Raw genomic sequence first — 25814 nt, 5'->3', positions numbered from 1 at the left:
CTTCTCGTCCGCGGTGTGTCGTTGTCGGGCAATGTGAGGGAGGGCAGTGCGCCGTATTCCGCTGTCTTCGGTTCAGCGCGGTCTCTGGTTCGCCCAGGTACTGCTTCCGGAGATCCCGTTCACCATCGCCCAATATGTCGAATTGAAAGGCGATCTCGATACACAGTTGATCCGCAAGGCCTGTGAGCAGGCCGCCCGCGATGTGGAATCGGGTTTCCTGTTCCTCGAGGATGTCGGAGGGAAGCCACATCAGACGGTCCGGGTGGACGCCCCGGATTCCGTCGGTTTCGTCGACCTTCGCGAATCCGGAGACCCGGAGGGCGACGCGCATCGGTGGATGCGGGACAGGTACTCTCGTCGGCTTGATCCGATGTGTGACAGGCTCATCGGCACGACGGTGCTGCAACTGGCCGACGACAGGTTCTTCCTGTCGAGCTTCGTCCACCACATCGCACTCGACGGGCACGGCGCGATGGTCATGCTCGAGCGCAGCGCCGAGCTGTACACGGCCTGGTCCGGTGGCGCCGAACCACCCCCTGTGCGCAGTCTGCCGGTGGACCGGCTGGCCGAACTCGATGCCGCATACAAGTCTTCGGAGCGTCGGCTACGCGACCGGGCTCATTGGGCCCCGCGACTCGCCGACCTGCCCACCCCGGTGTCCCTCGCGGACGGATCGGCGCCGCCCCGGGTGCCGTGCCGGCACGCCGGCGCATCGCTCGAACCGGATGTGGCCGAGGCGGTCGCCGCACTCGCGCGCGCGGCGAATTCGACGGATGTGCCGGTCGTCGTCGCTGCCTTCGCGGCGTTCCTGGCGAGAACAGCCGGGACCTCCGATGTCGTACTGAGCCTTCCCGTCTCCGCCAGGACCACCGCGGCGCTCCGCCGATCCGGTGGGGCACTGTCCAATATCGTTCCGCTTCGGCTGCACGTGGATCCCGCGCGCACTCCTGCCGAGCTGATCCGGCAGGTCCAGGTGGAACTGACGGGAGCCCTGCGGCACCAGCGCTACCGGTACGAGGACATGCTCGCGGATCTGCGCGAACTCGGTAGAGAGCACCGCGAGATCCGCAGCGCGTTCGGGCCGGTCGTCAATCTCATGATGTTCCATCCGCAGATCACCTTCGGTGACATCGTCGGTGACTTCCACGTGCAATCCACGGGCCCGATCGACGATCTGTCGGTCAACGTCTATCCGGGAATCGCCGGCCGCACCGTTCGCGTCGATTTCGAAGCCAATCCCACGGTGTACAGCGAGGACTCGCTCACCCGGAACCACCGTAGGTTCCTCGATCACCTGGCCCGCTTCGTCGCGAACCCGAACTGTGCGGTGGGGGATCTGCCGTTCGCGGCCTCGGTGGATCCGGCGCGTTCGGTTCCCGCCCGCGGTTCCGACGCGGCGGAGCCGCAGCTGCTGCCGGAGCTGCTGTCCGCGCACGCCGACAGCGATGCGGTGGCGGTGCGCGACGAGAGGTCGTCCCTCACCTATCGGGAGCTCGACGCCCGCTCCGACGAGCTGGCACGTCGGCTCGTCACGGCCGGCGCCGGGCCCGAGGACCTGGTCGCGGTCGTCCTGCGCCGCTCGGTGGATTCGGTGGTCGCGCTGTGGGCGGTCGCGAAGACCGGGGCGGCTTACACACCGATCGATCCGGGTCTGCCGGCCGCGCGCCTGAGCGAAGTGCTGCGTGCGGTCAGGATCGCGATCGCGAGTGAGGACGTCGACCTGCCCGGGCATGTCGCTGTCGTCACGCCGTCGACGGGGTCCGCGGCTGCCGGTGCCGGGACACACGTGGAATGCCTGCGGATCCCGCACTTCGATCATCCCGCCTGGGTCATCCACACCTCCGGGTCGACGGGCGTCCCGAAGGCCGTCGCCGTCACTCACCGTGGCGTGGCGTCCCTCGTCGCGACCTTGCGGGACAAGTACCGCGCCGATCGCCAGTCCCGCGTGCTGCATCTCGCCGCGCCCACCTTCGATGCGTCCCTGCAGGAGTTGCTGCTCGCCTTCGACGCCGGCGCGACCGTGGTGATCTGTCCGGCTGATGCGGTCGCCGGCCCCGCGCTCGGAGATCTGCTCCGCCGCGAGGCAATCACCCATGTGATCACGGCGCCGGCGATCCTGGCCGTCACCCCGGCGACGGACCTGCCCGACCTTCGGGTCGTCGATTCGGGTGGTGAGGCGCTGCCTCAGGCCGTCGCCGATCGGTGGTCCGTCGGCAGGGTTCTGCTCAATGCGTACGGGCCCACGGAGACGACGGTGCTCGCTACGCTGAGCGCGCCGCTGCGGCCGGGTTCCGGGGTGCCGATCGGCCGTCCGATCCACGGAAGGACGGCCTGCGTGCTCGATTCCAGGCTGCACCCGGTGCCCGTCGGTGTCGTGGGCGAGCTGTATCTCGCGGGACCGTCGGTCGCCCGAGGCTACCTGGACGCCCCCGCGCTCACGGCCGAGCGGTTCGTCGCGGGACCGGCCGGGGAGCGGATGTATCGGACGGGTGACCGGGTGCGCTGGACGAGCGACCCCGCCACTGCCGAGCACCGGCTCGAATTCCTCGGCCGCGCCGACCGTCAGGTGCAGATCCGTGGCCGGCGGATCGAACCGGGCGAAATCGAAACGGTCCTCACGTCGTTTCCGGACATCGCCGCGGCGGTGGTCGTCGTACGTGGCGACCGGCTCGCCGCCTACGTGGTCGGCGAGGGGGCGACGGCGATCGACGTGGCCGACGTGACGGCGCGCCTCGCCCAGCGGCTGCCCGTGCATCTCAGGCCGGCGACGACGACGGTTCTCCCCACCTTGCCCCTGACGCCCGGCGGCAAGGTCGATCGGCGGGCGTTGCCTGTTCCCGCCGTCGAACCCGGTGCCGGAAACCGGCCGCCGACCGGACCACGGGAAGTGCTGGTGGCCCGATTGTTCGCCGAGCACACCGACGCCGTGGACGTCGGCGCGGACACCGACTTCTTCGCCGCCGGCGGACATTCGCTCACCGCAACGCAACTCGCGGCGGATCTGACTACCGCTCTCGGACGTGATATCCGGTTGCGAGACGTGTTCGAACATCCGACCGTGTCCCGGCTGGCCGCGGCCGCAACGGAACGACCGCTCGCGGTCTCGGCCGAGCCGTGGTTCGCCGCCGAAGCGGACGGTTCGCAGGCAGATCCCGATCCCGGCCCGCTCGCTCCAGCGCAGTACCGGCTGTGGTTGCAGGCCAGCGCCAACCGTGACACCAGTGCGTACCACCTGCCGTTCGCGCTGCAGCTCGACGGCGAGCTGGACGTGCCGGCGCTCCGGATCGCGGTGGGGGACGTGGTGATTCGACACCGGTTGCTGCGCACCGTCTTTCCGGGGTCTCCGTGCGGCCCCGTGCAACGCGTTCTCCCGGTGATCGAGGCGCTGACCGCATTCGACATCGTCCCGGTCCCGGTCGCGCCCGGCGACGTGGACGCGATGATCGGGCAGTGGACCGCCCTGCCGTTCGACCTCGCCACCGAGGTGCCGTTGCGGATCCGGCTGCTGCAGACGGGTCCCGACCGTCACGTGCTCGTCGTCGTCGCACATCACATCGCCCTCGACGGGGCGTCGTTCGTCCCGTTGACCGCAGACCTCGCCGCCGCCTACGCTGCCCGGTGCCACGGCGATGCTCCGCGCTGGGATCCGCTGCCCCTGCACTACATCGACTACGCCCACGCGCACCGGGAGCGGCTCGGCGACCCCGCCGATCCGGCCGGCCTCGCGTACCGGGAACTCGAGTACTGGGACGGTGCCCTGGCCGGACTCGAATCCGCTCCCGCGGTGCCCACCGACCGTCCGCGCACGGGAGAACCCGGGCCTGCCGCAGCCGTCCGGTTCACCGTTCCTGCACCGCACGTCGCCGCACTCCGTGCCCTTGCGGCCCGCCACGACGCGACGACCTTCATGGCGGTGCACGCCGCTGTCGCGGTGTGGCTGTCCGCGTGGACGGGTGAACGCGACGTCGTGATCGGAACCGGCGTCGCGGGCCGCGGCCATCCCGATCTCGCCGGCTTGGTCGGCATGTTCGTCGGAACCGTGGCCCTGCGTGTGACCGTCGATCCCGACGCGGCGTTCACCACGCTCCTCGCACACGTCCGAGCCACCGACATCGAGGGATTCGTGCACGCGAGTGTGCCTTTCGATCAGGTGGTCGAGAAGCTCGGGTTCGGTCCGTTCGAGCTGATGCTGAGCTACGACAACATCCCGCAGACCGCTCCGGTGCTCTCCGGACTCGATGTGCGAGTGCAGGAATTCGACTCGGCACATGCGCGTTTCGACCTCGAACTCCAGATCCGGGAGACCGGGGACGGGGCTCTCGCCGGACGGCTCGTCTACGACAGTGCCCTGTTCGAGCCGGACACCGTCACGCTGTGGGTGGAACGGCTGGGTACCGTGATCGCCTCCGTGGTTGCCGACCACACGGCGGCCGTCGGCAACGTCGACCTCGGTGCCGTACCTGTCGTGCTCGCGTGCTCCGGGCCGGTTGCGACGCTGGCGGACCTGCTCGGTGGCAGTCCGGCGCGGGTGGCGGCGCCCGGACACGACCCCGTCGAAATATGCTCCGCGGCACGCCCGTTGGCATGGGTGCTGCTGGGCCGCGGGATCGGGCCGGAGGACCGGGTCGCGGTGCTGCTGCCGCGGTCGGTGCCCTCGGTGCTCGCGAGCGCGGCGATCGCGCTGACCGGAGCCGCGTTCGTGCCCGTCGATGCCGCTCAGCCCGCCGCCCGGATCACACAGATTCTCATCACCGCCGGCGTCCGGCACGTGATCGCCGAACCGGGCGTTCCGGTCCCCGCAGGAATCGAGGTGATTCCCTTCGTTGCGGACGGTTGCATGCGAGAGATCACCGACACGGACCGCTTGCGCCCGCTGCGGCCGGATCAGGCCGCCTATCTGGTGTACACCTCGGGTTCGACGGGACGACCCAAGGGCGTCGTGGTCACCCACCGCGGGCTCGCGCCTCTGGCGCGGTCGCTGGTCGGGCGTTTCCGCCTGGCCCCGGACGCGCGGGTGCTCCATTTCGCGGCCCCCGCGTTCGACGCGTCGGTCCTCGAGTACCTGCTCGCACTCGCGTCCGGCGGAACGCTCGTGGTCGCGCCGGACGATGTGTTCGGCGGCGACGGGCTCCTGGAACTGCTTCGCGCCGAACGGATCACGCATTGGTTCTCGACTCCCTCGGTGCCGGCTCTGCTCGATCCGGACGGTCTCGGCGATCTTCGCGTCCTGGCGATCGGCGGCGAGGCATGGCAGCCCGAGACCGCGGCGCGCTGGGCGCCGGGACGCACCGTGCTCAACGTGTACGGGCCCACCGAGACGACCGTGCTGGCAACCGCCAGTTCGCCGCTCACACCGGGCGAGCCGCTGAACCTCGGAACCGGGCTCGAAGGGGTCACCCCGATCGTGCTGGACCGGCGCCTGCGTCCCGTTCCCGTCGGTGTCACCGGCGAGCTGTATCTGATCGGAGCCGGTCTCGCCCGCGGCTATCTGGACGCGCCGGCCCAGACCGCGGAGCGCTTTCCGGCCGCTCCCTTCGGCGGGCGCATGTACCGCACCGGTGACCTCGTCCGCTGGGTTCTGCCGCGGTCCGCTCACGAAAGCCGGGATCTCGTATTGGAGTTCGTCGGCCGTGCGGACCATCAGGTGAAGATCCGGGGATTCCGCATCGAGCCGGGAGAGATCGATGCTGTCCTCTCCACGCATCCTGCGGTCACCACGGCTGTCACCGTCGCGCGCGACGGAAGGCTCGCAGCTTTCGTGCACGGCACCGCCGATCGTCTCGACGCGACGGCGATCCGGCAGTACGCCGCGACGCGGCTACCGCGGCACATGGTCCCGACGACCATCACCGTGCTCGACGCGGTGCCGCTGACCGCGACGGGCAAGATCGACCGGGCCGCCCTCCCGGTAGCGGACACCACGACAACAGCCTCCGGCGACGGATACCGCACGGTCACCGAGCATCTCGTCGCGACGGTTGTCGCCGACGTGCTCGATCTGACTGCGGTCGCGCCGGCCGACGACTTCTTCGCTCTCGGCGGCAATTCACTGCTCGCCACCCAGCTGGCCGCGCGGCTGGCCGGAATCGTCGATCGCCGCGTCGGCGTACGGGAAATCCTCGAGAACCCCGTCGTCGCGGACCTCGCCGAGGCGATCACGCACACCGAAGCGGACCGGCGCATCCCACTTGTCCATGAGTCCGACGACGGCCCGCAGCCGCTGGCTCCCGCGCAGCAGCGCATGTGGCTGGTCAACCGCTTCGACATCGCCACCGGTGTCGGCGGCGACCATATCGCGTTCGCCGCCGAACTCGACGAGAGCGTCGGCCTGGACGTGCTGACGGCGGCCATCGCCGACGTCGTCGACCGGCATGCCACGCTGCGGACGGTTCATCCGGACGGACCGGACGGTCCGTACCGGCTCGAGCTCCCGGCGATCACGCTCGATCTCACCCCGGTCGATGCGCTCACCGACCTCGACGACGAAATCGCCGACTTCGCCCGGTGCCCGTTCGACCTCACTGTCGCGCCGCCGGTCCGTGCCCGCGTGTACCGCAACGGCAGCCGGTACACCCTGGCCGTGGTGCTGCATCACATTGCCGCCGACGGGCTGTCCCTGCTGCCTCTGGGGCGCGACGCACTGACCGCCTACACCGCCCGCCGCGAGGGGACCGCCCCCGCCTGGCCGGCGCTACCGGTCACCTACGCGGACTACGCGCGCTGGCAGCACCGGATGCTCGGTGCACCGACCGACCCGGACGGTCTCGGCACACGGCAGCTCGAGTACTGGAAGCAAACTCTCGACGGTGCGCCGTCGCTGCTACCGCTGCCCACCGACCGTCCCAGGACCGGCGGGGACGTCCGCGCGGACCGGATCGCCTTCGCCGTCCCTGCCGACGTGCACTCCGCTGTCGACGAACTCGCCCGCGCGCACGATGTCACCCCGTTCATGGTGGTGCACGCGGCCCTGGCGGTTCTGCTCGCCGCGCTTGCCGCGAGCGACGACGTCATCGTCGGCACCCCCGTCTCCGGACGCACGGACGCGGCGCTGGACGACGTCGTCGGCATGTTCGTCGGTACCGTCCCGTTGCGGCTGGGGGTCGATCCGCGCGTCACGTTCGACGAATTGCTGGCCGAGACGCGCCGCGTCGATCTCGATGCGTTCGCCCATGCCGACGTCCCGTTCGACCGCATCGTCGACGCGGTCGGAATGTCCGCGGCCGATCATCATCCGCTGTTCCAGGTCATCCTCGCGTACGAGTCGTTCGACACCGGCGCCCGAGCGGTTCCCGGCCTGGCGACGGTGCGAGAGATCGGCACCGGCACCGCGCGCGTGGACGTGGAGATCACCCTGCGCGAGACGTTCTCCGACACCGGGGCAGCGGCGGGACTGGACGGGACGCTGACCTACGCGAGCGGCCTGTTCGACAGCGGAACGGTGACGATGTGGGTGTCGTGGCTGCTGCGCATCCTCGAGACGGTGACCTCGGACCCGGGGACGGCGGTCGGCGCAGTCGATCCGGTCGGTCCCGTCACGGAATCGGAATCGGAGGCAGAACCGGCCCCGCACACGGACGTCCGCTCCCTGTCCGAACTCTTCGACCGCCGCGCTGTCGCGACGCCGGATGCGGTCGCTGTCGCCGACCGGGACACCGCCCTGACCTACGCACAGCTGCGGTCGCGATCCGGTGCGCTGGCGTCGCTGCTCGCGGGGCGGGGGATCGGACCGGAGGACGTGGTCGCGGTCGCACTGCCCCGCACCGTCGATCTGGTCGTCGCGATCGTCGCGGTCGCCCGATGCGGTGCGGTGTACCTGCCGGTCGACGTCACCCATCCCGAGGCTCGGCTGCGGTCGTTGCTGGACGACGCCGAACCCGCACTGATCCTGTGCGGCAGAGATTTCCGCGCCGCCGGAGACGTTCCCGCTCTCGATCCCGGAGCCGTCCCGGCACAGGACCGGGCCGTGGCGGGCGACGGCCACGACGCGCCGGCCGATCCGGATCGGGGCGCCTACCTGATCTACACCTCCGGGTCCACCGGAGCTCCGAAGGGAGTGCTCGTCACCCACCGCAGCGTGCTGAGTGTCTTCGCCGCGACCACATCCCGCTTCGGCTTCGACGAATCGGACGTGTGGACGCTGTTCCACTCCCCGGCCTTCGACTTCTCCGTGTGGGAGATGTGGGGTGCTCTGACGACCGGGGGACGGCTCATCATCGTCGACCATTCCACTGTCCGCGATCCGGCCGGATTCGCTGCGCTGCTCGGCGAGCACGGGGTGACCGTGCTCAACCAGACGCCGACCGCGTTCTACCAGCTGAGTGTCGCCGCGTCGCTCCCGGAGTCGGTGCGTCTGGTGATCCTCGGTGGGGAGCCGCTCGATGCCGAGCGTGTCCGATCGTGGCAGCAGGACCGGCCGCAGATCGAAACGGTGAACATGTACGGCATCACCGAGACCGCCGTGCATGTCACGTGCGGTCCGGCCGCAGTCCCGGGTGTCGGCGGGCCGCTCCCCGGCATCGGGATGCACCTGCTCGATCGGTACCTGCGCCCGGTGCTTCCCGGAAGCACGGGGGAGATCTACATCTCCGGCGCGCAGCTCGCGCGTGGCTACCGGGATCGTCCGGGCCTGACGGCCACGCGGTTCGTCGCCGCACCGGGCGGTGCACGCCGTTACCGAAGCGGAGATCTGGGCCGCCGGACGGACGGCATCGTGCATCACCTCGGGCGCGCAGATCAGCAGATCGTGTTGCGCGGCTACCGCATCGAACCCGGAGAGATCGAAGCATCGTTGTTGCGCTGCCCAGGCGTCACCGACGCCGCGGTGATCCTGCGCGACGACCGGCTCGTCGCCTATCTCGTCGGCGGATCTGCGGCCGATGCGCTGCACGAGGTTCGTCGCACCCTGCCGGACTACCTGGTCCCGTCCGCCGCCGTCGTGCTCGATGCGCTGCCGCTCACCGGAAACGGCAAACTTGATCGTGCGGCGCTGCCGGAGCCGTTGGTTGTCTCCGCCGGCGGGCGGGCACCACACGGGCCCATCGAGGAGCTGATCGCGGCGGCGTTCGGGGAATTGCTGCGCGACAACGGCTCCGATATCATCCCGGGCGCCGACGACAACTTCTTCCACCTCGGCGGCAACTCGCTGTTGGCAAATCGCCTCGCCGGCCGGCTCGTCGGCATCGTCGATGCCGACGTCACGGTGCGCGACATCTTCGAGGCCCCCACCGTCGCCGCCCTCGCCGAGCGGATCGCCGACCGCGCCGGGCGGCCGCTCGGACGGGTGCCGCTGACCGCAGGCGGTGAGGATCCCGCTCCGCTCTCGCCCGCGCAGCGGAGGCTGTGGTTCGTCAACCGGTTCGATCCGGATTCGGCGGCCTACAACCTTCCGTTCGTGCTGTGCCTCGACGGGCGGCTCGACGTCGATGCGTTGGCCGCGGCAGTCACCGACGTCCTCGAACGGCACCGCACCCTGCGCACGATCTATCCGGACGTCACCCGCCAGATGATCTCGCCGGTTCCGCATCCCGTCTTCGACACGATCTCCGTCCCGGAGCCGGAATCGGCACCCAGGGTGCACGAATTCTGTTCTGCTGGCTTCGACCTCACCATCGAACGGCCGGTGCGGATCCGCCTGCTGCGACTCGCGTCCGAACGCCATCTGCTCGTCGTCGTCGTCCACCACATCGCAGCGGACGAGTGGTCGCTCACCCCGCTGCTACGCGACCTCGCCGCCGCCTACACTGCGCGCGTCGGCGGACACCGCCCCCTGTTCGTGCCGTTGCCGGTGCAGTACACCGATTTCGCCCGGTGGCAGCACGCGATCGCCGACGACCAGATCGGGCACTGGCTGCGCGTGCTGGCGGACCTGCCCGACGAGGTGACGCTGCCCGGCGACCGTCCACGTCCGGTCCGTCCGAGTGGACGCGCCGTGGTCCATCGACTGCGCCTGGACCGGGATCTGAGCGATCGGCTCGTCCGGCTGGGACGCGACCGCCACGCCACGGTGTTCATGGTCGTGCACGCCGCACTCGCGTCCCTGATCACCCGTCACGGCGCCGGCAGGGACATTCCGATCGGCACCGTCGTCGCAGGTCGCGGAGACCCGCGACTCGACGAGGCCGTCGGGATGTACGCGGGGACCCTCGTGCTGCGCACCCGAGTGGGGCCCGGGATGCGGTTCGCGGATCTGCTCGCGCACGTCCGGGCTGTCGACATCGATGCCTACAGCCATCCCGACGCACCGTTCGAGACGATCGTCGAACAGCTCGATCCGTCACGGGTCCCGGGGCGTCACCCGCTCTTCCAGGTGGCGCTGTCGCATCGCCGGACCACCATCGGCGACGTCACCCTGCCGGATCTGACCGCGACGGTCGCACCGGCGCCGGACGAGCACGCGAAGTTCGACGTGCAGGTCACGGTCACGGAGACCGCGGCCGATCTCGACCTGGAATTCGCCTGTGCCGCAGACCAGTACGACGACGAGACGGTCGCCGCGTTCGCGGACCGCCTCGACGCGATCCTGCGTGCGGCCGTGGCGGATCCGGATGTACGGATCGACGATATCGACCTGTCCTCCGCCGGGGAGGGCGCCGTGCCGGGCCGTGCAGCAGGACCGGTCGCGCCGCCGCCGCAGTCGCTGTGGCGGTTGCTCGCGGCCGGTGCCGCCCGCGCGGGCGACGCGGTCGCCGTGCGCGACGGGGAACGGGAACTGACGTATCCCCGGCTGATCGATCGAGCCGAAGACATCGCTGCGCGGCTGTGGACCGCCGGAGCGCGGACCGGTGATGTCGTCGCGTGCGCGTTGCCCCGATCGGTCGATGCGGTCGTCGCGACCTGGGGCATCGCGCGACTCGGTGCCGCGCCGATGTTCGTCGATCCGGCGCAGCCGACGGCGAGACTTGTCGCCCTGCTCGCGGATGTTACGCACGGTGTTGCGGGACAGCAGGAGTCGCTGCCCACGACGGTGTGGTGGGTCGGCGTGACCGCGACCGGTGTCGACACCACCGAACTCACCGGACTCCGCGATCCGCACCCGGACGCCGCCGCCTATCTCGTGTTCACCTCGGGTACCACCGGGAACCCCAAGGGGGTCACGGTCGGTCACCGAGCTGTAACGGCACTGGCCGCGGACCTCGCCGACCGTTTCGCGGCCGGGCCGGGTGATCGGATGCTGCACGTCGCCGCACCGAGTTTCGACGCCGCCGTGCTCGAACTGCTCGTCGCGGGTACGTCCGGTGCGACGCTGGTGGTCGCCGGGCCGGACAGCTACGGCGGTGCGGACCTCGGGGAGTTGCTCGCCCGTGAGCGCATCACCCACGCGTGCCTGACCCCGTCCGCGCTGGCGAGCGTGCCCGCGAGTGCGCTGCCCGATCTCCGGGTTCTCATGCTCGGCGGCGAGACCGTCGCCGACGAACTGGTCGACCGGTGGGGCACCGGCCGCGACCTCTACAACGGATACGGTCCCGCGGAGGCCACGGTCTTCGCGACCTGCTCGGCGCCACTGGCGCCCGGGGACGTGCCCGCGATCGGCAACCCGGTGCGCGGCGTCGCGGCCGCCGTGCTCGACGATCGGCTGCAGCCGGTACCCGTAGGAATCGTGGGCGAGCTGTACCTGTCGGGGGAACGGCTCGCCGGCGGCTATCGCGGAGCCCCGGCACGCACCGCGCAGCGGTTCGTCGCGACCGACCACGGCCGGATGTACCGCACTGGCGACCGTGCCCGGTGGCGACGCGACGGCACCCTCGAATACCGAGGCCGCGCCGACGGCCAGGTCAAGTTGCGGGGCGTCCGCATCGAGCCTGGCGAGGTGGATGCGGCGCTCCGCCGCGTCACGGGGGTCGAGCAGGCCACGACCGTGGTCCGTGACGGCTCGCTCGTCTCGTATGTCGTTCCGGCCGAACTCGACACCGGACGGGTCCGGTCGCAGTTGTCCGGCACGTTGCCCGGCCATCTGATACCGGCCGTCGTCGTCGCGCTCGCCGCGTTGCCACTCACCTCACACGGCAAGCTCGACGCGGCAGCGCTGCCGGCGCCCGCCCGCCGCGGTGACGCCCCGGAGACCGAGACCGAAGTGCTCGTGGCCCGGGTCTGCGCCGACGTGCTCGGTGGGGCGGGGCCGGTCGGACGCTCCGACGACTTCTTCGCGATCGGCGGAAACTCCCTGCTGGCAACAGTTCTGGTGGGACGTCTGCGGGAGGAGACCGGCATCGCAGTCCCGCTGCGCACCGTCTTCGACCACCCCACCGTCCACGATCTCGCCGCTGCCCTCGACGCCGGTGGGTTCGACGTCGACGCCGGCCCGGTCGCGGTGGAACCCCGGCCGCCGCGCATTCCGCTGAGCCGCGCGCAGCGTCGCTTCCGGGGACTCGAACTGCTGAACCCCGAGGGATACCGGCTGCGAGCCGAGGTTCGGCTCGGCGGCCGACTCGATCCCGCGACGCTCGACGCCGCGATCGGCGACGTCGTGGACCGGCACGAGATCCTCCGCACCCGCTACGTCGCGACCGGCACGGACATCCATCAGGAGGCATCCGGCCGTCGACCGGACACGGTCCGGCTGTCCGATTCCGGTCGTGTATCGACGGCCGCCGCCGGAGCCGATGTGCCGATCCGGGTGGAACTCGAACGGCTGGGTCAGGACCTGCACGTACTGCACCTCGACGTCGACCATTCCCTTGCGGACGGCGCGTCACTGCGACCGCTGCTCGGTGATCTCGCCGACGCCTACCTTGCCCGTGCGGCCGGGCATGCGCCCCGGTGGCTGCCTCTGCCGCTGCAGTACGCCGACTACGCGATCTGGGAGCACGCACGGGGAATCCCCGAGGGCGACATCGACCACTGGCGGCAGGCACTCGACGGTCTCACCGTCACAGAACTCCCCGCCGACCGCACCGGTGGTGACCCGGTGGCCGGCACGGTCGAATTCACCGTTCCGGGCACCGTCCGCGAGGCGGTCGCGTCGCTCGCCCGCGTGCACGGTGCCACCGAGTTCATGGTCGTGCACGCCGCACTGTCGGTGCTGCTGGCCCGGGTCGGCGACCAGCACGACGTCGCGATCGCTGCCGTCGTGTCCACTCGGCGCTGGGCGCAACTCGACGGCCTCGTCGGGCCGTTCGTCGAGACCCTGGTGCTGCGCACCGCGGTGGCTCTCGACCGGTCGTTCACCGAACTGCTCGCGGCCGTCCGCGATTTCGACGTGGCGGCGCTCGATCACGCCACGGTGCCCTACGAACAGATCGCCGGGATGCTCACGGGACCGCGACCTCATGTTGCCCTGGCGATGCAGGACTTCGACCCGGGCCACGTGCAGTTCGGTGACATCAGCGTCGAAGCACGCGAAATATTGGACGACACCACGAAATTCGACCTCCAGTTCACCTTCGCCCCGGCCGTCGACGGCTACCGCGCGAGCCTCCGGTTCGATCGGTCCCGGTTCGCGGACGACACGGCGCAGACCCTGGTCCGGCGGTTCACCGCCGCGCTCACGGGCCTCGTCGCCGCCCCGGCGGCACCGGTCGGCGACGTACGTTTCGACGCTGCCGCGGCACCGCTGACCGGTAACGTGCCGGCGGCAGCCCGCACTCTCTCCGACCTTCTGTGCGCGGCGGCAGCAGCCCACCCCGAACGCGAGGCACTGCGCGGAGACGGAATCTCGCTCACCTACCGGGAACTCGACACCGCGTCCGACGCCCGCGCCGCCGAGTGGCGCGCGGCGGGCATCGGCCCGGGCAGCGTCGTCCGTCTCGCCGACACCCGCAGCGCCGACCGCATCCGCGACCTGTGGGCCGCGACCAAGACCGGTGCCGCGTTCACGGGATCGACCGGCATCGCCGCGACGTGCCCGCCGAACGTCGCATACGTCGTGGCGACCTCGGGTTCGACCGGTACGCCCAAGCAGGTCGCCGTCACCCACGCCGGACTCGCGCCGCTGGCGGACGAGGCCGCGACCCGCTACCGTGTCGGCCCCGGCGACCGGGTGCTGCAGGGATACCACCCGGCGTTCGACGCGGCGCTGCTCGAGGTACTGCTCGCACACACGACCGGCGCGACCCTCGTCGTGGCGCCGCCGGGCGTGTACGCCGGGACCGAACTGCACCGGTTGCTGCGCGAGGAACGCATCACCCACTACCTGTCGACGCCGACGGTGCTCGGCACCCTCGAACCGGCCGGACTCGGCGACCTGCGCGTCGTCGCGTCCGGCGGCGAAACCCTGCCCACCGGGATCGCCGAACGCTGGGCAGCGGGCCGGCTGCTGCTCGACGCGTACGGGCCGACCGAGTCGACGATCGTCGCGACCCTCACCGAGATCGCCGGCGGTCGCACCGCGGGCCCGGCCGAGGGCGGCATCGGCCGGCCCGTCCCCGGCACGACCGCGCACGTCCTGGATACACGCCTTCGTCCGGTGCCGGTGGGCGCGGTCGGCGAACTGTACTTGTCGGGCGCCGGGCTCGCGCTCGGATATCTCGACGCCATGGCTCTCACCGCGGAGCGATTCGTCGCGGCGGCCGGCGGGCAACGGATGTATCGAACGGGCGACCGGGTGCACCGGCGCACCGACGGCACCCTCGCCTACCTCGGCCGCACCGACCGGCAGCTGAAGATCCGCGGGGTCCGTATCGAACCCGGCGAGCTCGAAACCGCGCTGCTCGCCGCACCCGGGGTCCGGCAAGCCGCGGTCGTCGCGATCGACGGTGCGCTCGTCGCGTTCGCCGCGGCCACCGGCACCACCGTCGACGACCTCACCGGCATCGTCGCGACCAGCGTCCCGTCGTACCGCATGCCGACACGGTTTCGGGTGGTCGAGGAGCTGCCCGTCACCACCAACGGCAAACTCGATCTCGTTGCGCTGACCGAACTGGACACTGCCGCAGTCACGTTCGACGAAACCGCACTCACCCCAGGGGAGAGGCTGGTTGTCACGATCGCCGAGGACGTGCTCGGTGCACGGCCCGCGGCGCACCGCGGATTCATCGCCGCGGGCGGCGACTCGCTGGGAGCGGTCGTGCTCGCGGCCCGGCTGTCCGACGTGTTCGCGACGGACGTGCCGACCCGCGCCGTTCTCGCGGCGCCGAGCCTCACCGCACTCGCGGCGTACGTCACCGACGGTTCGGCGCCGCGGCCACCCCTGCGCCGATCCGACACGACCGGAGCGGTGCCGATCGCGCCGGCGCAGCGCCGACTGTGGCTGTTGTCGCGCACCGAACCCGACGCGCGCTACATCGTTCCGGTGGTCCTGCGCCTGACCGGTGGTCTCGACGTCGACGCCCTGCGTGCGGCCGTCTGCGACCTCTGCGATCGTCACGAGATCCTGCGCACCGCGTACCCGGACGGTGAGCTCGCTCTCGTCGATCCTCCTGCGCTCGAACTACTCTCGTGCACCGATCCCGAGCAGGCCGTCACGGAGACGATCACGGGTCCGTTCGACCTCGGCTCCGAACCTCCGCTGCGTGTCCGGCTGCTCGACATCGCTCCGGGCGAGAACATCCTCGTCGCCGCCGTCCACCACATCGCGTTCGACGGAGGCTCGGTCGCACCGCTGATGTCCGACCTGCAGGCCGCCTACGTGGCCCGCGTCCGCGGCACGGCACCCGCGTGGGAGCCGCTGCCGGTGACCTATCGCGACTACGCCCGCTGGCAGCACGAGTTTCTCGGAGACCACACGGACCCGGACTCGCCGGCACACCGCCAGCTCGACTACTGGGCGGCCGCGCTGGCCGGAGCGCCGGACACCCCGCTGCCCCTGCCCACCGACCGCCCCCGGCCATCCCGGCCCAGCTACCGCGGCGAGACGACCACCGTGTACCTCGACGCTGAGTTCACCACCCGGCTGCGCGCCGTCGCCCGCGCCCACGACGTCACCACTTTCATGCTGCTCCACGCGATCCTCGCGGCGCTGCTCGCCCGCCGCAGCGGACGATCGGACATCGTCGTCGGCACGGCGGTCGCGGGACGCGACGATCCGCGGTTGTCCGCGGTCGTCGGCATGTTCGTCGGCACCGTCGCGCTGCGCACTCCCGTCGACCCGTCCACCACCGTCGCGGATCTGCTGCGCGAAGTGCGTGCCGTGGACCTCGGGGCGCTCGCCCACGCCGACGTCCCGTTCGAGCAGGTCGTCGAGCGACTCGCCCCGAACCGCGACGGTGCCCACCATCCGCTGTTCCAGGTGGTGTTGACACACCGGCCCGGCGGGTCCGGTCATCCGCTGCCCCAACTGCCCGGCGTGCACGTCCGTGACGCCGAGATCGGCACCGTCCCGGCACTGTTCGACCTCGCCTGGGAAGTCGTGGAGCACGCCGACGGCGACAGTGGTTCCGGACTCGACGTGCGGGTCGTGTACGCCACCGACCTCTTCGACGCCGCCGGCGTCGAGAGCCTGCTCGCGGAGTATGTGAGGCTGCTGGATGCGGCACTGGCCGCCCCCGGACGAGCCGTCGGCGACCTCGCAGTTCCCGACGTCGCACCGCTCGGCGCGGCCGAGGTGACGCCGAGGACGCTCCGGGACATGCTGGCCGACACGGTGGCCACGTATCCCCACGAGATCGCAGTGCAGGCCGGACCGGTCGCCTGGACCTATGCCGAACTCGATACGCGTGCCGGCCGGATCGCATCGGAACTCGCCGGCCACGGGGTCGGCCGGGGCGATCTCGTCGCGGTCGCGGTGCCACGCAGCGAGTACTGGCCGCTCGCCCTCTGGGCGATCACGAAGGCCGGTGCCGCCTGGGTGTCCTTGGACGTACACCAGCCGCGCGCGCGGATCGAGGCGATCCTGGCGGATTGCGGCGCCACCTTCGGTCTCACCGTGCCGCCCGCCGCCGGAGACGGCGAATACGGTCGCGGGGTGGTCCGGTGGATCGATCTGACCGGCCCGCACACCCGTTCCGTGCAGCCGGAGCCGGAGCAGTCGGTCGACGAACTGGCATACGTGATCTACACCTCCGGGACGACCGGAACTCCGAAAGGCGTTGCGGTGCCGCATCGCGGGCTCACCGCGCTCGTCGACGTCCAGGCCCGGCGGCTCGGCCTCCGCCCCGGATCCCGGGTACTGCAGGCCGTCTCCATCACCTTCGACGCCGCGATCCTCACACTGCTCGGTGCCCACGCACACGGTGGCACACTGGTGATCGCCGACGACGAAACCTTCGCAGGTCCCGCGTTGCAGAACCTTCTGGTCGAGTCGCGCGTCGACCACCTCGACCTCACCCCGACGGTGCTCGCCACCCTCGACCCCGATGCGCTGCCGCCCGTCACCGTCGTCGTCGGTGGTGAGACCTTGCATCCGGCGCTCGCCCGGCGCTGGTCGCGGCACCGAATCTTCAACGGGTACGGACCGACCGAATTCACCGTCATGGTCTCGTGTGCCGGACCACTGACCGATAGCACGGCGAAACCGGCCGTCGGCGTGCCCGTCGCGGGCGCGACCGGCTACGTCCTCGACGCGAGACTGCACCCGGTGTCGCCCGGCACGGTGGGTGAACTGTACGTCGCCGGGGCCGGGCTCGCGCGCGGCTACCCCCGCCGGACCGGTCTCACCGCAACGCGATTCGTGGCCGATCCGTTCGGAAAACCCGGAAGCCGGCTGTATCGCACCGGAGATCTGGTGCGCATCACGGCAACCGGAGAGCTCGACCACATCGGCCGGGGCGACGACCAGGTGCAGATCCGCGGCATCCGGACCGAGCCCGCCGAGGTCGACGCGGTGCTGCTCACCGCCGGCGGCATCGATGCGGCGGTCACTGTCGCGGTCCCCGGTACGGACGGAAATCTCTGCCTCGCTTCGTATGTCCAGGGGGACCCCGACCTGGAGGGACTGCGCCGCCTGCTAGTCTCACAGCTTCCGCGCCATCTGCGCCCGGCCACTGTCACCGTCGTCGATGCGCTGCCGATGCTGCCCTCCGGCAAGGTCGATCGTGCGGCGCTGCCCGCCCCGGACGCGGCGTGGTCCACCGCGGCGCACGTGCCGCCGAGCGGACCGACCGCGCAGCTTGTCGCGGCCGCTTACGCCCGGCACCTCGGCATCCCGGTCGCCGCGGTGTCGGCGGATCGCGGATTCTTCGATCTCGGGGGCAGTTCGCTGGGCGCCGTCACGGTCGCGGGGGAGTTGTCCGTGGCGCTCGGCCGCCGGGTGCCGGTCGGGTGGCTGGTCGACGCCCGGACCGTCGACGACCTTGCTCAGCGGATCGATACAGATGTCGACCCGGCCGACGTCGTGGCGGCGACCATCGATCCCCTCGCGGTGCTGGTCCCGCTCGGCGCCGGCGAGACTGATGCACGCCCCCTGTTCTGCGTGCACCCGATCAGCGGATTGGCTTGGTGTTACACCGGTTTGTCCGCGCATCTCGACGGTGCTCCCGTGTACGGGCTGCAGGCGGTCGGGCTCGACCCGATCCCCGGCTCGATTACCGAACTCGCCGCGCGGTACATCGATCGGATCCGCACCGTCCAGCCGGACGGCCCGTACCACCTGCTCGGTTGGTCCGCCGGTGGCACGATCGCGCACGAGATGGCAGTGCAGCTGCGTGAAGCCGGACAGCGTGTCGCGCTGCTTGCGCTGCTGGATACGTTCACGCCGGAGACGATGCCGAACGCGGCCGACCCCGGATACGTCGAAGCCGAGATCGATACCACCGGCCTGCCCGACGGTCTGGTCGCCCGTGTCCGTCGGCGCGCCGACACCGCAGCGGGAACCGTCGAAACCGGGCTGCGTCATCACACGCCCCGCGTCCACGACGGCGACGTCCATCTCTTCGTGGCCGAGTCCGCGCGGAGAGAGTCGTCCGCGCTCGTCGCTGCGTGGAGCCGATACGTGGCCGGCGATGTGGTCGACCATCCACTGCCGTTCGCACATTCGGATCTGACGGTGCCGGAAGCGTTTCGCCGGATCGGGCCCGTGCTGGTGCGGCACGGGGAGTTTCGCAGCAACTACCAGCACATCGCGCCCGCCGGGCGTAACAGCAGTGTCATCGGAACGAGGGAGACGCCCTGATGGAAGTACACGACTATCTGCGAATTCTGCAGGCGCGATGGAAGATCGTGGCTGTGACGTCCGCGGTGGTACTGTTCGGAGCGCTCGTCGCTTCGCTGCTGGCCACCCCGCAGTACCAGGCATCGACAAGGCTGTTCGTGTCGACATCCTCCGGCGCATCGGTCAGCGAGATCTACCAGGGGAACCGCTTCTCACAGGAACGCGTTGCCTCCTACACCAAATTGCTCACCGGCACCACGCTCGCGCAACGTACCCTCGACAGCCTCGGGATCACCGATCCGACCCCGGCCGAGCTCGCGGGGAAGGTGAAGGCGTCGTCGGCGCCGGACACGGTGCTCATAGACGTCACGGTCACCGACCCGTCCCCGGAACGTGCCCGCGATCTGGCGAATGCGCTGTCCGACGAGTTCGTGGACATGGCGCGCGAACTGGAAACCCCCGAGAACGGCGGTTCCCCCGCCGCGCGCGTCGTGGTCGAGCAGCATGCCACCACCCCGTCGTCGGCGGTGTCGCCGAACACGAAACGCAATGTGGCCCTGGGGCTTCTGGTCGGTGTGCTGCTCGGGATCGGCGCGGCGGTTCTACGTGACCGTCTCGACAACACGGTCAAGGACCGCAAGACCGCCGAGGACATCGCGGGTGCCGGCCTGGTCGGGACGATCCCACTCGACAAGGAACGCCAGGAGACGGCGGCGATCGTGTTCCGCGACGCGAACTCCGGGAGCGCCGAGGCATATCGTGAGATGCGGACCAACCTGCAGTTCCTCGACGTGGACAACCCGCCGCGGGTCCTCGTCGTCACCAGCGCGCTTCCGTCCGAAGGCAAGTCCACCACGGCAATAAACACCGCCTTGGTGCTGGCCGAGGCCGGACACTCGGTGGTGCTGGTCGAGGGCGACCTGCGTCGCCCGCGGGTCTCGAAGTACCTCGGTGTCATCGGCGACGCGGGCTTCAGCACCGTGCTGGCCGGCCGGGCCGGGCTCGACGACGTGCTGCAGCCGACCCGCTTCGAGAACCTGACCGTGCTCGCGGCCGGTGCACTGCCCCCCAACCCGAGCGAACTCCTCGGATCCGCCACCGCGAAGCAGATCGTCGAGGACCTCCGGACGCGATTCGACTACGTGATCATCGACGCATCACCGCTGCTGCCGGTGACCGACGCGGTCGTGCTCAGTGCCGCCGCCGACGGCGCACTGATGATCGTCCGGCACGGCAAGACCACCCGCGAGCAAATGGTCCGTGCCGTCGGCAACCTCGCCAACGCCGGTGTGCGGGTGCTCGGCACCATCATCACGATGGCGCCGTCGAACAGACCCGGCGCCTACGAGTACCGGTACTACTACGAGTCCGACGATTCCGCGAAGAAGCCTGCGCCGGCCGACGCGGAAACCCCGCACCCGGAGTCTGCGCCGGTTGCTGCCCGCAACGGGGCCCACAGCCGGGCGGTGCCCGCCTATTCGGTGGTGCCGAGTTACCCGGAGGTGGTGCTTCCCCGCCCGGGGGAGCGGCCGCGCGTGCAGGCACGATTGCGGCCGCCGGGCGGGAGCTCAGACGTGGAGTCGTGACAAGAGCGGTAACAGAAGGTCCGCGATCTCGGTTCCGACCGTCGCGAAGGTCTCTTCGTCCCGGCCCATCGGATCGGTGATGTCGTCCGGCCCGGGTGCAGTGCTCTGCACCCGGGCCGCGGTCAGTTCGGCGACGGTCGAGGCGCCGCTGGCCTGCTGTACCCGGGCGGCCTCACGGAGAGTGAATGTCACCCGCATCATTCGAGGCGCCGCGGTGACCACCGCCGAACGATGACGGCGGGACATGGTCAGGACCAGATCGGCGTCCTCCGCGATGCTCGGCGTCAGCCGGCGGGCGGCGAACCCGGCCGGGTCGCCGCCGAGCTGCTGCAGGACCGCCGCCGCCGTAGGTTCCATCCCGTGGCCGACCAGTGCTCGTGTGCCGGCGCTGTGGGCCGTGAGATTCGCTCGACCGGACTCGGCCGCGAACGCCGTTGTCAGCAGTTCGGCAGTCGGTGATCGACAGATGTTTCCCGTGCATACGAAGAGGACCCGCATCTGCCGATCCTATGCGCCACGGCCTGGGACGCGACCCGTGCAGATTCGACGGTACGGAATCGGCTGGTTGTCCAATGCGGACCGTTGGGTAACATCGGGTCCGTCTCGAAGCGCCGGGGGTGAGCACTGATGCGGCGCCGGAAACTGCAGAAGGCGGCTGATGAGTTCGGTACTCGGGGTGACCGTAGGGGAGAGCGCCGTCCGGATCGTGCGTCCGATCGATCGGACCGCGCCGTCGGCGGGATATCAGTTCCAGGTGGTGGACACAGGTCGTGACGACCCCGCCCGCCTCGCCGCACAGACTTTGGGAGTGCTGTGCCAGACCGGGGTGGCGGGCGAACCGATCGACACGGTCGGCATGGTGTACCGCGACGCGGCGCAGGCAGACCGGATCCGCACAGCCATGGCAGAGCAGGGGCTCGACAGGTTCGGCCTGGTCTCCGAGTCCGAGGCGGCGCTGGCGTATCTGCGTGCCAGCGGTGAGCTGTGCACCGACACCGCGGTGTTCTACGACCTGGGTGATTCCGGGCTCACCGTGACCGTCGTCGACCTTCCGTCCGGGGAGGTTCTGGCGGGACGCACCGACACCGTCGGCGGGCGGGTGTTCGACGCCGCGATCCGCGCGCACCAGCTCGGTACCAACGGCGTGTGGTTGCCCGACGATCCCGCGACCTCGACGGAGTTCGACGCGCAGTGCCGCGAGGCGAAGGAGCAGCTCTCCGCGAGCGACGCGGTCGCGGTACCGGGAGCGGCCGGGCTGATTCTCATGTCCCGGGACACCTTCGATCCGCTGATCGCGCAGTGCGTGGAATCGTCCGCCCGGTTCGTCCGTGACATCGTCGAGCGCGCCGGCCGGGATCCGGAGGCGCTCGTGCTGCTCGGCGGTGGCGCGCACATTCCGCTCGTCCAGGAGGTTCTGCGGTCCTGGCTGAAGCTGCCGCTGGTGGTGCCGCACGAGCCGGAGCTGGTGCTGGCGAAGGGCGGAGCGCTCCTGGCCGGTCGGCCGAAGGACTCGGTGCAGTCCGTGTCGATGCACATCGTCCCGCCGTCGGCGACCGAGCGCATCGCGCGACCGACCGGGACACCGGCCGGTGCCAGCGGGTTCGCTTCCGCGGACCAGCGCACCGATCGGATCGCCCGGCCGAAGGAACAGCCCGCGGCTTCCGCGGATTCGGAGGGGACGCGGTCCTGGCGGGGGATTTTCACCGCCCGCGGACCGAAGGTGAGCGGCAAGCAGATCAGTGGCGCGGGCCTCGCGGGGACCGCTCTGATGGTGGTCGCCCTGATCGGTGTCGCGCTCGGCGCGGGCAACACCGTCTTCGGTTCGACGCCGGCCGACGAGTCCGCGCCCGCGGAAACCGTGGTGACGCCGCCGCCGTCGTCGAAGCCGCAACCGAAGCCCGCGGTCGCGCCCGCCCCGGTCACCACCACCACTACCGTCGCACCGGAAACGGCAGCGACCTCGCAGCGGCAGGTGCCGCCGGCCCCCGAGTCGCCGCCGCCCCCGGCGATGATCCCGGGTCTGAACATCCCGGTCCCCGTCCTTCCACAGGTGGAGCTGCCGCGTTTCGAGCTGCCCAGACTCGAGCTTCCCGCCGGGTGATTCCCGGCGGTGATCAGCGGGCGTGACGCCCGCGGGGCCGCTCGGCGGCAGGTGTGGATCCGGCGCCCGATCCGACGGGCCGGGCGAGCAGTGCCGCGATGGCGGTGGTCAGTGGCACCGACAGGGCGAGGGCGATGCCACCGACGCAGGCGCGCACGATCTCGATCGCGACGGCGTCGCCGGTGATGACGTCGGAGATCGATCGTCCCGCGACGCTGAAGAACAGCAGGAGCGGTAGCGCGCCCCCGGCGTACGCCAGCACCAGCGTGTACACGGTGCTGGCGATGTGGTCGCGGCCCACCCGCATCGCGGAGGTGAACACGTCGCGTCGGCTCGCGGACGGGTCGATGGCCGCGAGTTCGAACGCCGACGACGCCTGCGTGATCGTGACGTCGTTGAGGACACCGAGCGAGCCGATGATGAATCCGGCGAGCAGCAGGCCCGTGATACTCACGTGCTCGAGGTACAACTGCACGTCTGTGTTCTGCTCCTCCGACAGGCCCGTCAGGCTGGTCAGGCGGATCGCCAGATACGAGAGCAGCGCCGCGAGGCCCATCGATGCCAGGGTGCCCAGCAGGGCCGAGCTGGTGCGCAGGTTCACCCCGTGCGCGAGATACAACACCGCGTACAGGATGAGCGAGCCGCCGACCAGCGCGACCGGCACCGCCGGTTTCCCGTCCAGGAGGGCCGGCAGCATGAAGCCCACGAGTATGCCGAACGCGACGAGCAGACCGATCAGCGCCCTCAGCCCCCGCCACCGGGCGACCGCGACGATCACGACGGCGAACGCCACCAGGATCAGGGCGATGGGCAGACCGCGCGCGTAGTCGTAGAAGGAGTACTGGGTCGCGCCCGACAGGTCCGTTTGCCGGACCAGCCGGATCCTCTCCCCGGTGCGCAGGTCCGGTTGCCCGGGTCCGGGCGCGATCTCGAGCAGGGTTCGGGTGCCCTCGTTGGGACCCGAGTCGATGGTGATCACGCTGCGCGAACATTCGTAGGCGTTCATGGCGGGCGGTACCGGTTCACCGGTGAACACGCGGCCGGAGGAGGTGCTGCCGCACGGTCCGATGTCCTGGGCGACGACGGTGCCGGCCTCGGTGACGACGGCACCACCGCCCGATGTCTGGAAGGGCGCGGGGATGTCGATGGACCTGCTGCTGGGCCACAGCGCGATCGTGCCGAGCAGGACGGCGATGCCGATGGCCGTCAGCAGTCCGATAACCACCCGCGCCGCGGTCGGGCCGAGCGGAACCGGGCCGTCGTGGCCGTGGCCGTGTCCGTGTCCGTGACTCACCGGAACAGGCTAGCCACCCGTGGCGGCGGTGCCACCGGATGGGGGCGCGTCCGCGCCTGGCTCCATATGTGCGTGGAGAACAAGCCAGGGTGCCTGAGTCGTGCAACCGGCACGAAAACTTCGACGCGAGTCGGCCCAATCGTGTGGATTACGCTGAAACTCTGTGGTTCAATCGTGACCGCGAGTGAATCTCCCGCCGAGAATTTGGGCTGGTGGTGGCGGGGAGCAGGGGGGGTGTCCCCGCCACCTTCACCTGACCTCGCACAGGGGGGATGGCGACGGTCAGGGAGCCCGGCACGACCGAGTCGTGCCATGGACAAACCTACTTGCTCTGTCGGCATTCGGGGAAGCCTTCTGCGGTGTGTCGACCCTCACCAGTTGGCCGGATTGCCCGATTTGGGACTATTTGGGGACCTTCGACCTGCACAAATGCTGTCCAATAAGTGCAGGTATACATTCCGCAACAATCGGCGTGTCGCGACACTCGGGCGTGTCACGGCAGGCTCCGGAGTCCGGAATGTCCGATCCGAAGCCCGCCGTCGGGGCCGCTACTGCTTGTAGCTGGACAGGAAATTGCCGAACCGCTCGATCGCCACTGCGAGGTCGCGGGCCCACGGCAGGGTGACGATCCGCAGGTGGTCGTGGTCCGGCCAGTTGAAACCGGTGCCCTGGACCATGAGGATCTTCTCCTGCAGCAGCAGGTCCTGCACGAGCTTCTCGTCGTCGTGGATCTCGTACACGTTCGGGTCCAGCCGGGGGAAGGCGTACAGGGCGCCGCGCGGCTTGACGCAGCTCACGCCCGGGATCGCGTTGAGGCGCTCCCACGCGACATCGCGCTGCTCGAGCAGCCTGCCGCCGGGCAGGATCAGGTCCTCGATGCTCTGATGGCCGCCGAGCGCGACCTGGATCGCGTGCTGGGCCGGGACGTTCGGGCACAGGCGCGTCGAGGCGAGCAGGTCGACGCCCTCGAGGAAGCCGGCAGCGTGTTCCTTCGGGCCGGTGATGGTCATCCAGCCCGAGCGGTAGCCGGCGACCCGGTAGGCCTTCGACAGGCCGTTGTAGGTCAGGCACAGCAGGTCGGGTGCCAACGTCGCGAGCGAGATGTGCTTCGCGTCGTCGTAGAGGATCTTGTCGTAGATCTCGTCGGAGAGCAGCAGCAGCTGGTGCTTGCGGGCCAGGTCGACGAGCTGCGACAGCACCTCGAGGGAGTACACCGCGCCCGTCGGATTGTTCGGATTGATGACCAGCAGCGCCTTGGTGCGGTCGGTGATCTTCGACTCGATGTCGGCGATGTCCGGATTCCAGTCGTTGGACTCGTCGCACAGGTAGTGCACGGGAGTACCGCCGGCGAGGGACGTCATCGCGGTCCACAGCGGGTAGTCGGGCGCGGGGATCAGGACCTCGTCGCCGTCGTCGAGCAGCGCCTGCATCGTCATCGTGATGAGTTCGGAGACGCCGTTGCCCAGGTAGACGTCGTTGATGTCGACCTTGGGGAATCCCGGCACGAGTTCGTAGCGGGTGACGATCGCGCGACGCGCCGACGCGATGCCCTTGGACTCGGAGTAACCCTGGGCGTGCGGGAGTGCGGCGATCATGTCCTGCACGATCGTCTCGGGCGCCTCGAACCCGAACGGCGCGGGGTTGCCGATGTTCAGCTTGAGGATGCGGTGACCTTCCGCCTCCAGCCGCGCGGCATGGGCATGCACCGGCCCGCGGATCTCGTACAGCACGTTCTGCAGCTTCGCGGACTGCTCGAGCGGGCGGGTGATGCGGTGATGAAGGTGGCCTTGCTCTCCGATAGTCACGGCGTCCATCGTGCCACCGGCGCGCAACTCGATTTCAACCGGATTTTCCGAAACCCCGCCGCGTCCG

General features: G+C 70.2%; 6 protein-coding genes. 3 read left to right on the top strand and 3 right to left on the bottom strand.

All coding sequences use genetic code 11. From position 1 onward, the window contains the following. Nucleotides 1–46: 46 nt before the first annotated feature. Complete coding sequence (locus RZ1_RS23865) at nucleotides 47–18982, top strand: non-ribosomal peptide synthetase (RefSeq protein ID WP_244899382.1); 18936 nt, start codon at nucleotides 47–49, stop codon at nucleotides 18980–18982. Next, complete coding sequence (locus RZ1_RS23860; RefSeq protein WP_083583882.1) at nucleotides 18982–20547, top strand: tyrosine-protein kinase domain-containing protein; 1566 nt, start codon at nucleotides 18982–18984, stop codon at nucleotides 20545–20547. The genes RZ1_RS23865 and RZ1_RS23860 overlap by 1 nt, the downstream gene beginning before the upstream one ends. On the opposite strand, the gene RZ1_RS23855 is transcribed toward RZ1_RS23860, so the two are convergent. Beyond that, nucleotides 20530–21045 (bottom strand): arsenate reductase/protein-tyrosine-phosphatase family protein, encoded by a 516-nt coding sequence (locus RZ1_RS23855; RefSeq protein WP_072814995.1) that lies wholly within the window; start codon nucleotides 21043–21045, stop codon nucleotides 20530–20532. The two genes, RZ1_RS23860 and RZ1_RS23855, sit on opposite strands and share 18 nt — an antisense overlap. A gap of 160 nt (nucleotides 21046–21205) precedes the next feature. Between RZ1_RS23855 and RZ1_RS23850 the strand changes: the two genes are divergently transcribed. Further along, entirely contained in the window at nucleotides 21206–22648 is a 1443-nt protein-coding gene (locus RZ1_RS23850) for a DUF7159 family protein (protein ID WP_072814994.1), read from the top strand. A 13-nt stretch (nucleotides 22649–22661) separates the two neighbouring features. Here RZ1_RS23850 and RZ1_RS23845 read toward each other — a convergent pair whose 3' ends face one another. Together RZ1_RS23845 and RZ1_RS23840 are read right to left on the bottom strand one after the other, a co-directional pair. Further along, nucleotides 22662–23942: a YibE/F family protein gene (locus RZ1_RS23845; RefSeq protein ID WP_072814993.1), complete on the bottom strand. Its 1281-nt coding sequence runs from the start codon at nucleotides 23940–23942 to the stop codon at nucleotides 22662–22664. 548 nt (nucleotides 23943–24490) lie between these two features. Then, nucleotides 24491–25756, bottom strand: coding sequence for a pyridoxal phosphate-dependent aminotransferase (locus RZ1_RS23840; protein WP_072814992.1), 1266 nt, complete (start codon nucleotides 25754–25756; stop codon nucleotides 24491–24493). Nucleotides 25757–25814: the final 58 nt, after the last annotated feature.

Source organism: Rhodococcus zopfii NBRC 100606 = JCM 9919, assembly GCF_001895025.1.
GTDB classification, from domain to species: Bacteria; Actinomycetota; Actinomycetes; order Mycobacteriales; family Mycobacteriaceae; genus Rhodococcus; species Rhodococcus zopfii.
Note: the sequence above shows the minus strand (reverse complement) of the source record. Positions and strands in the feature narration are given on the sequence as shown.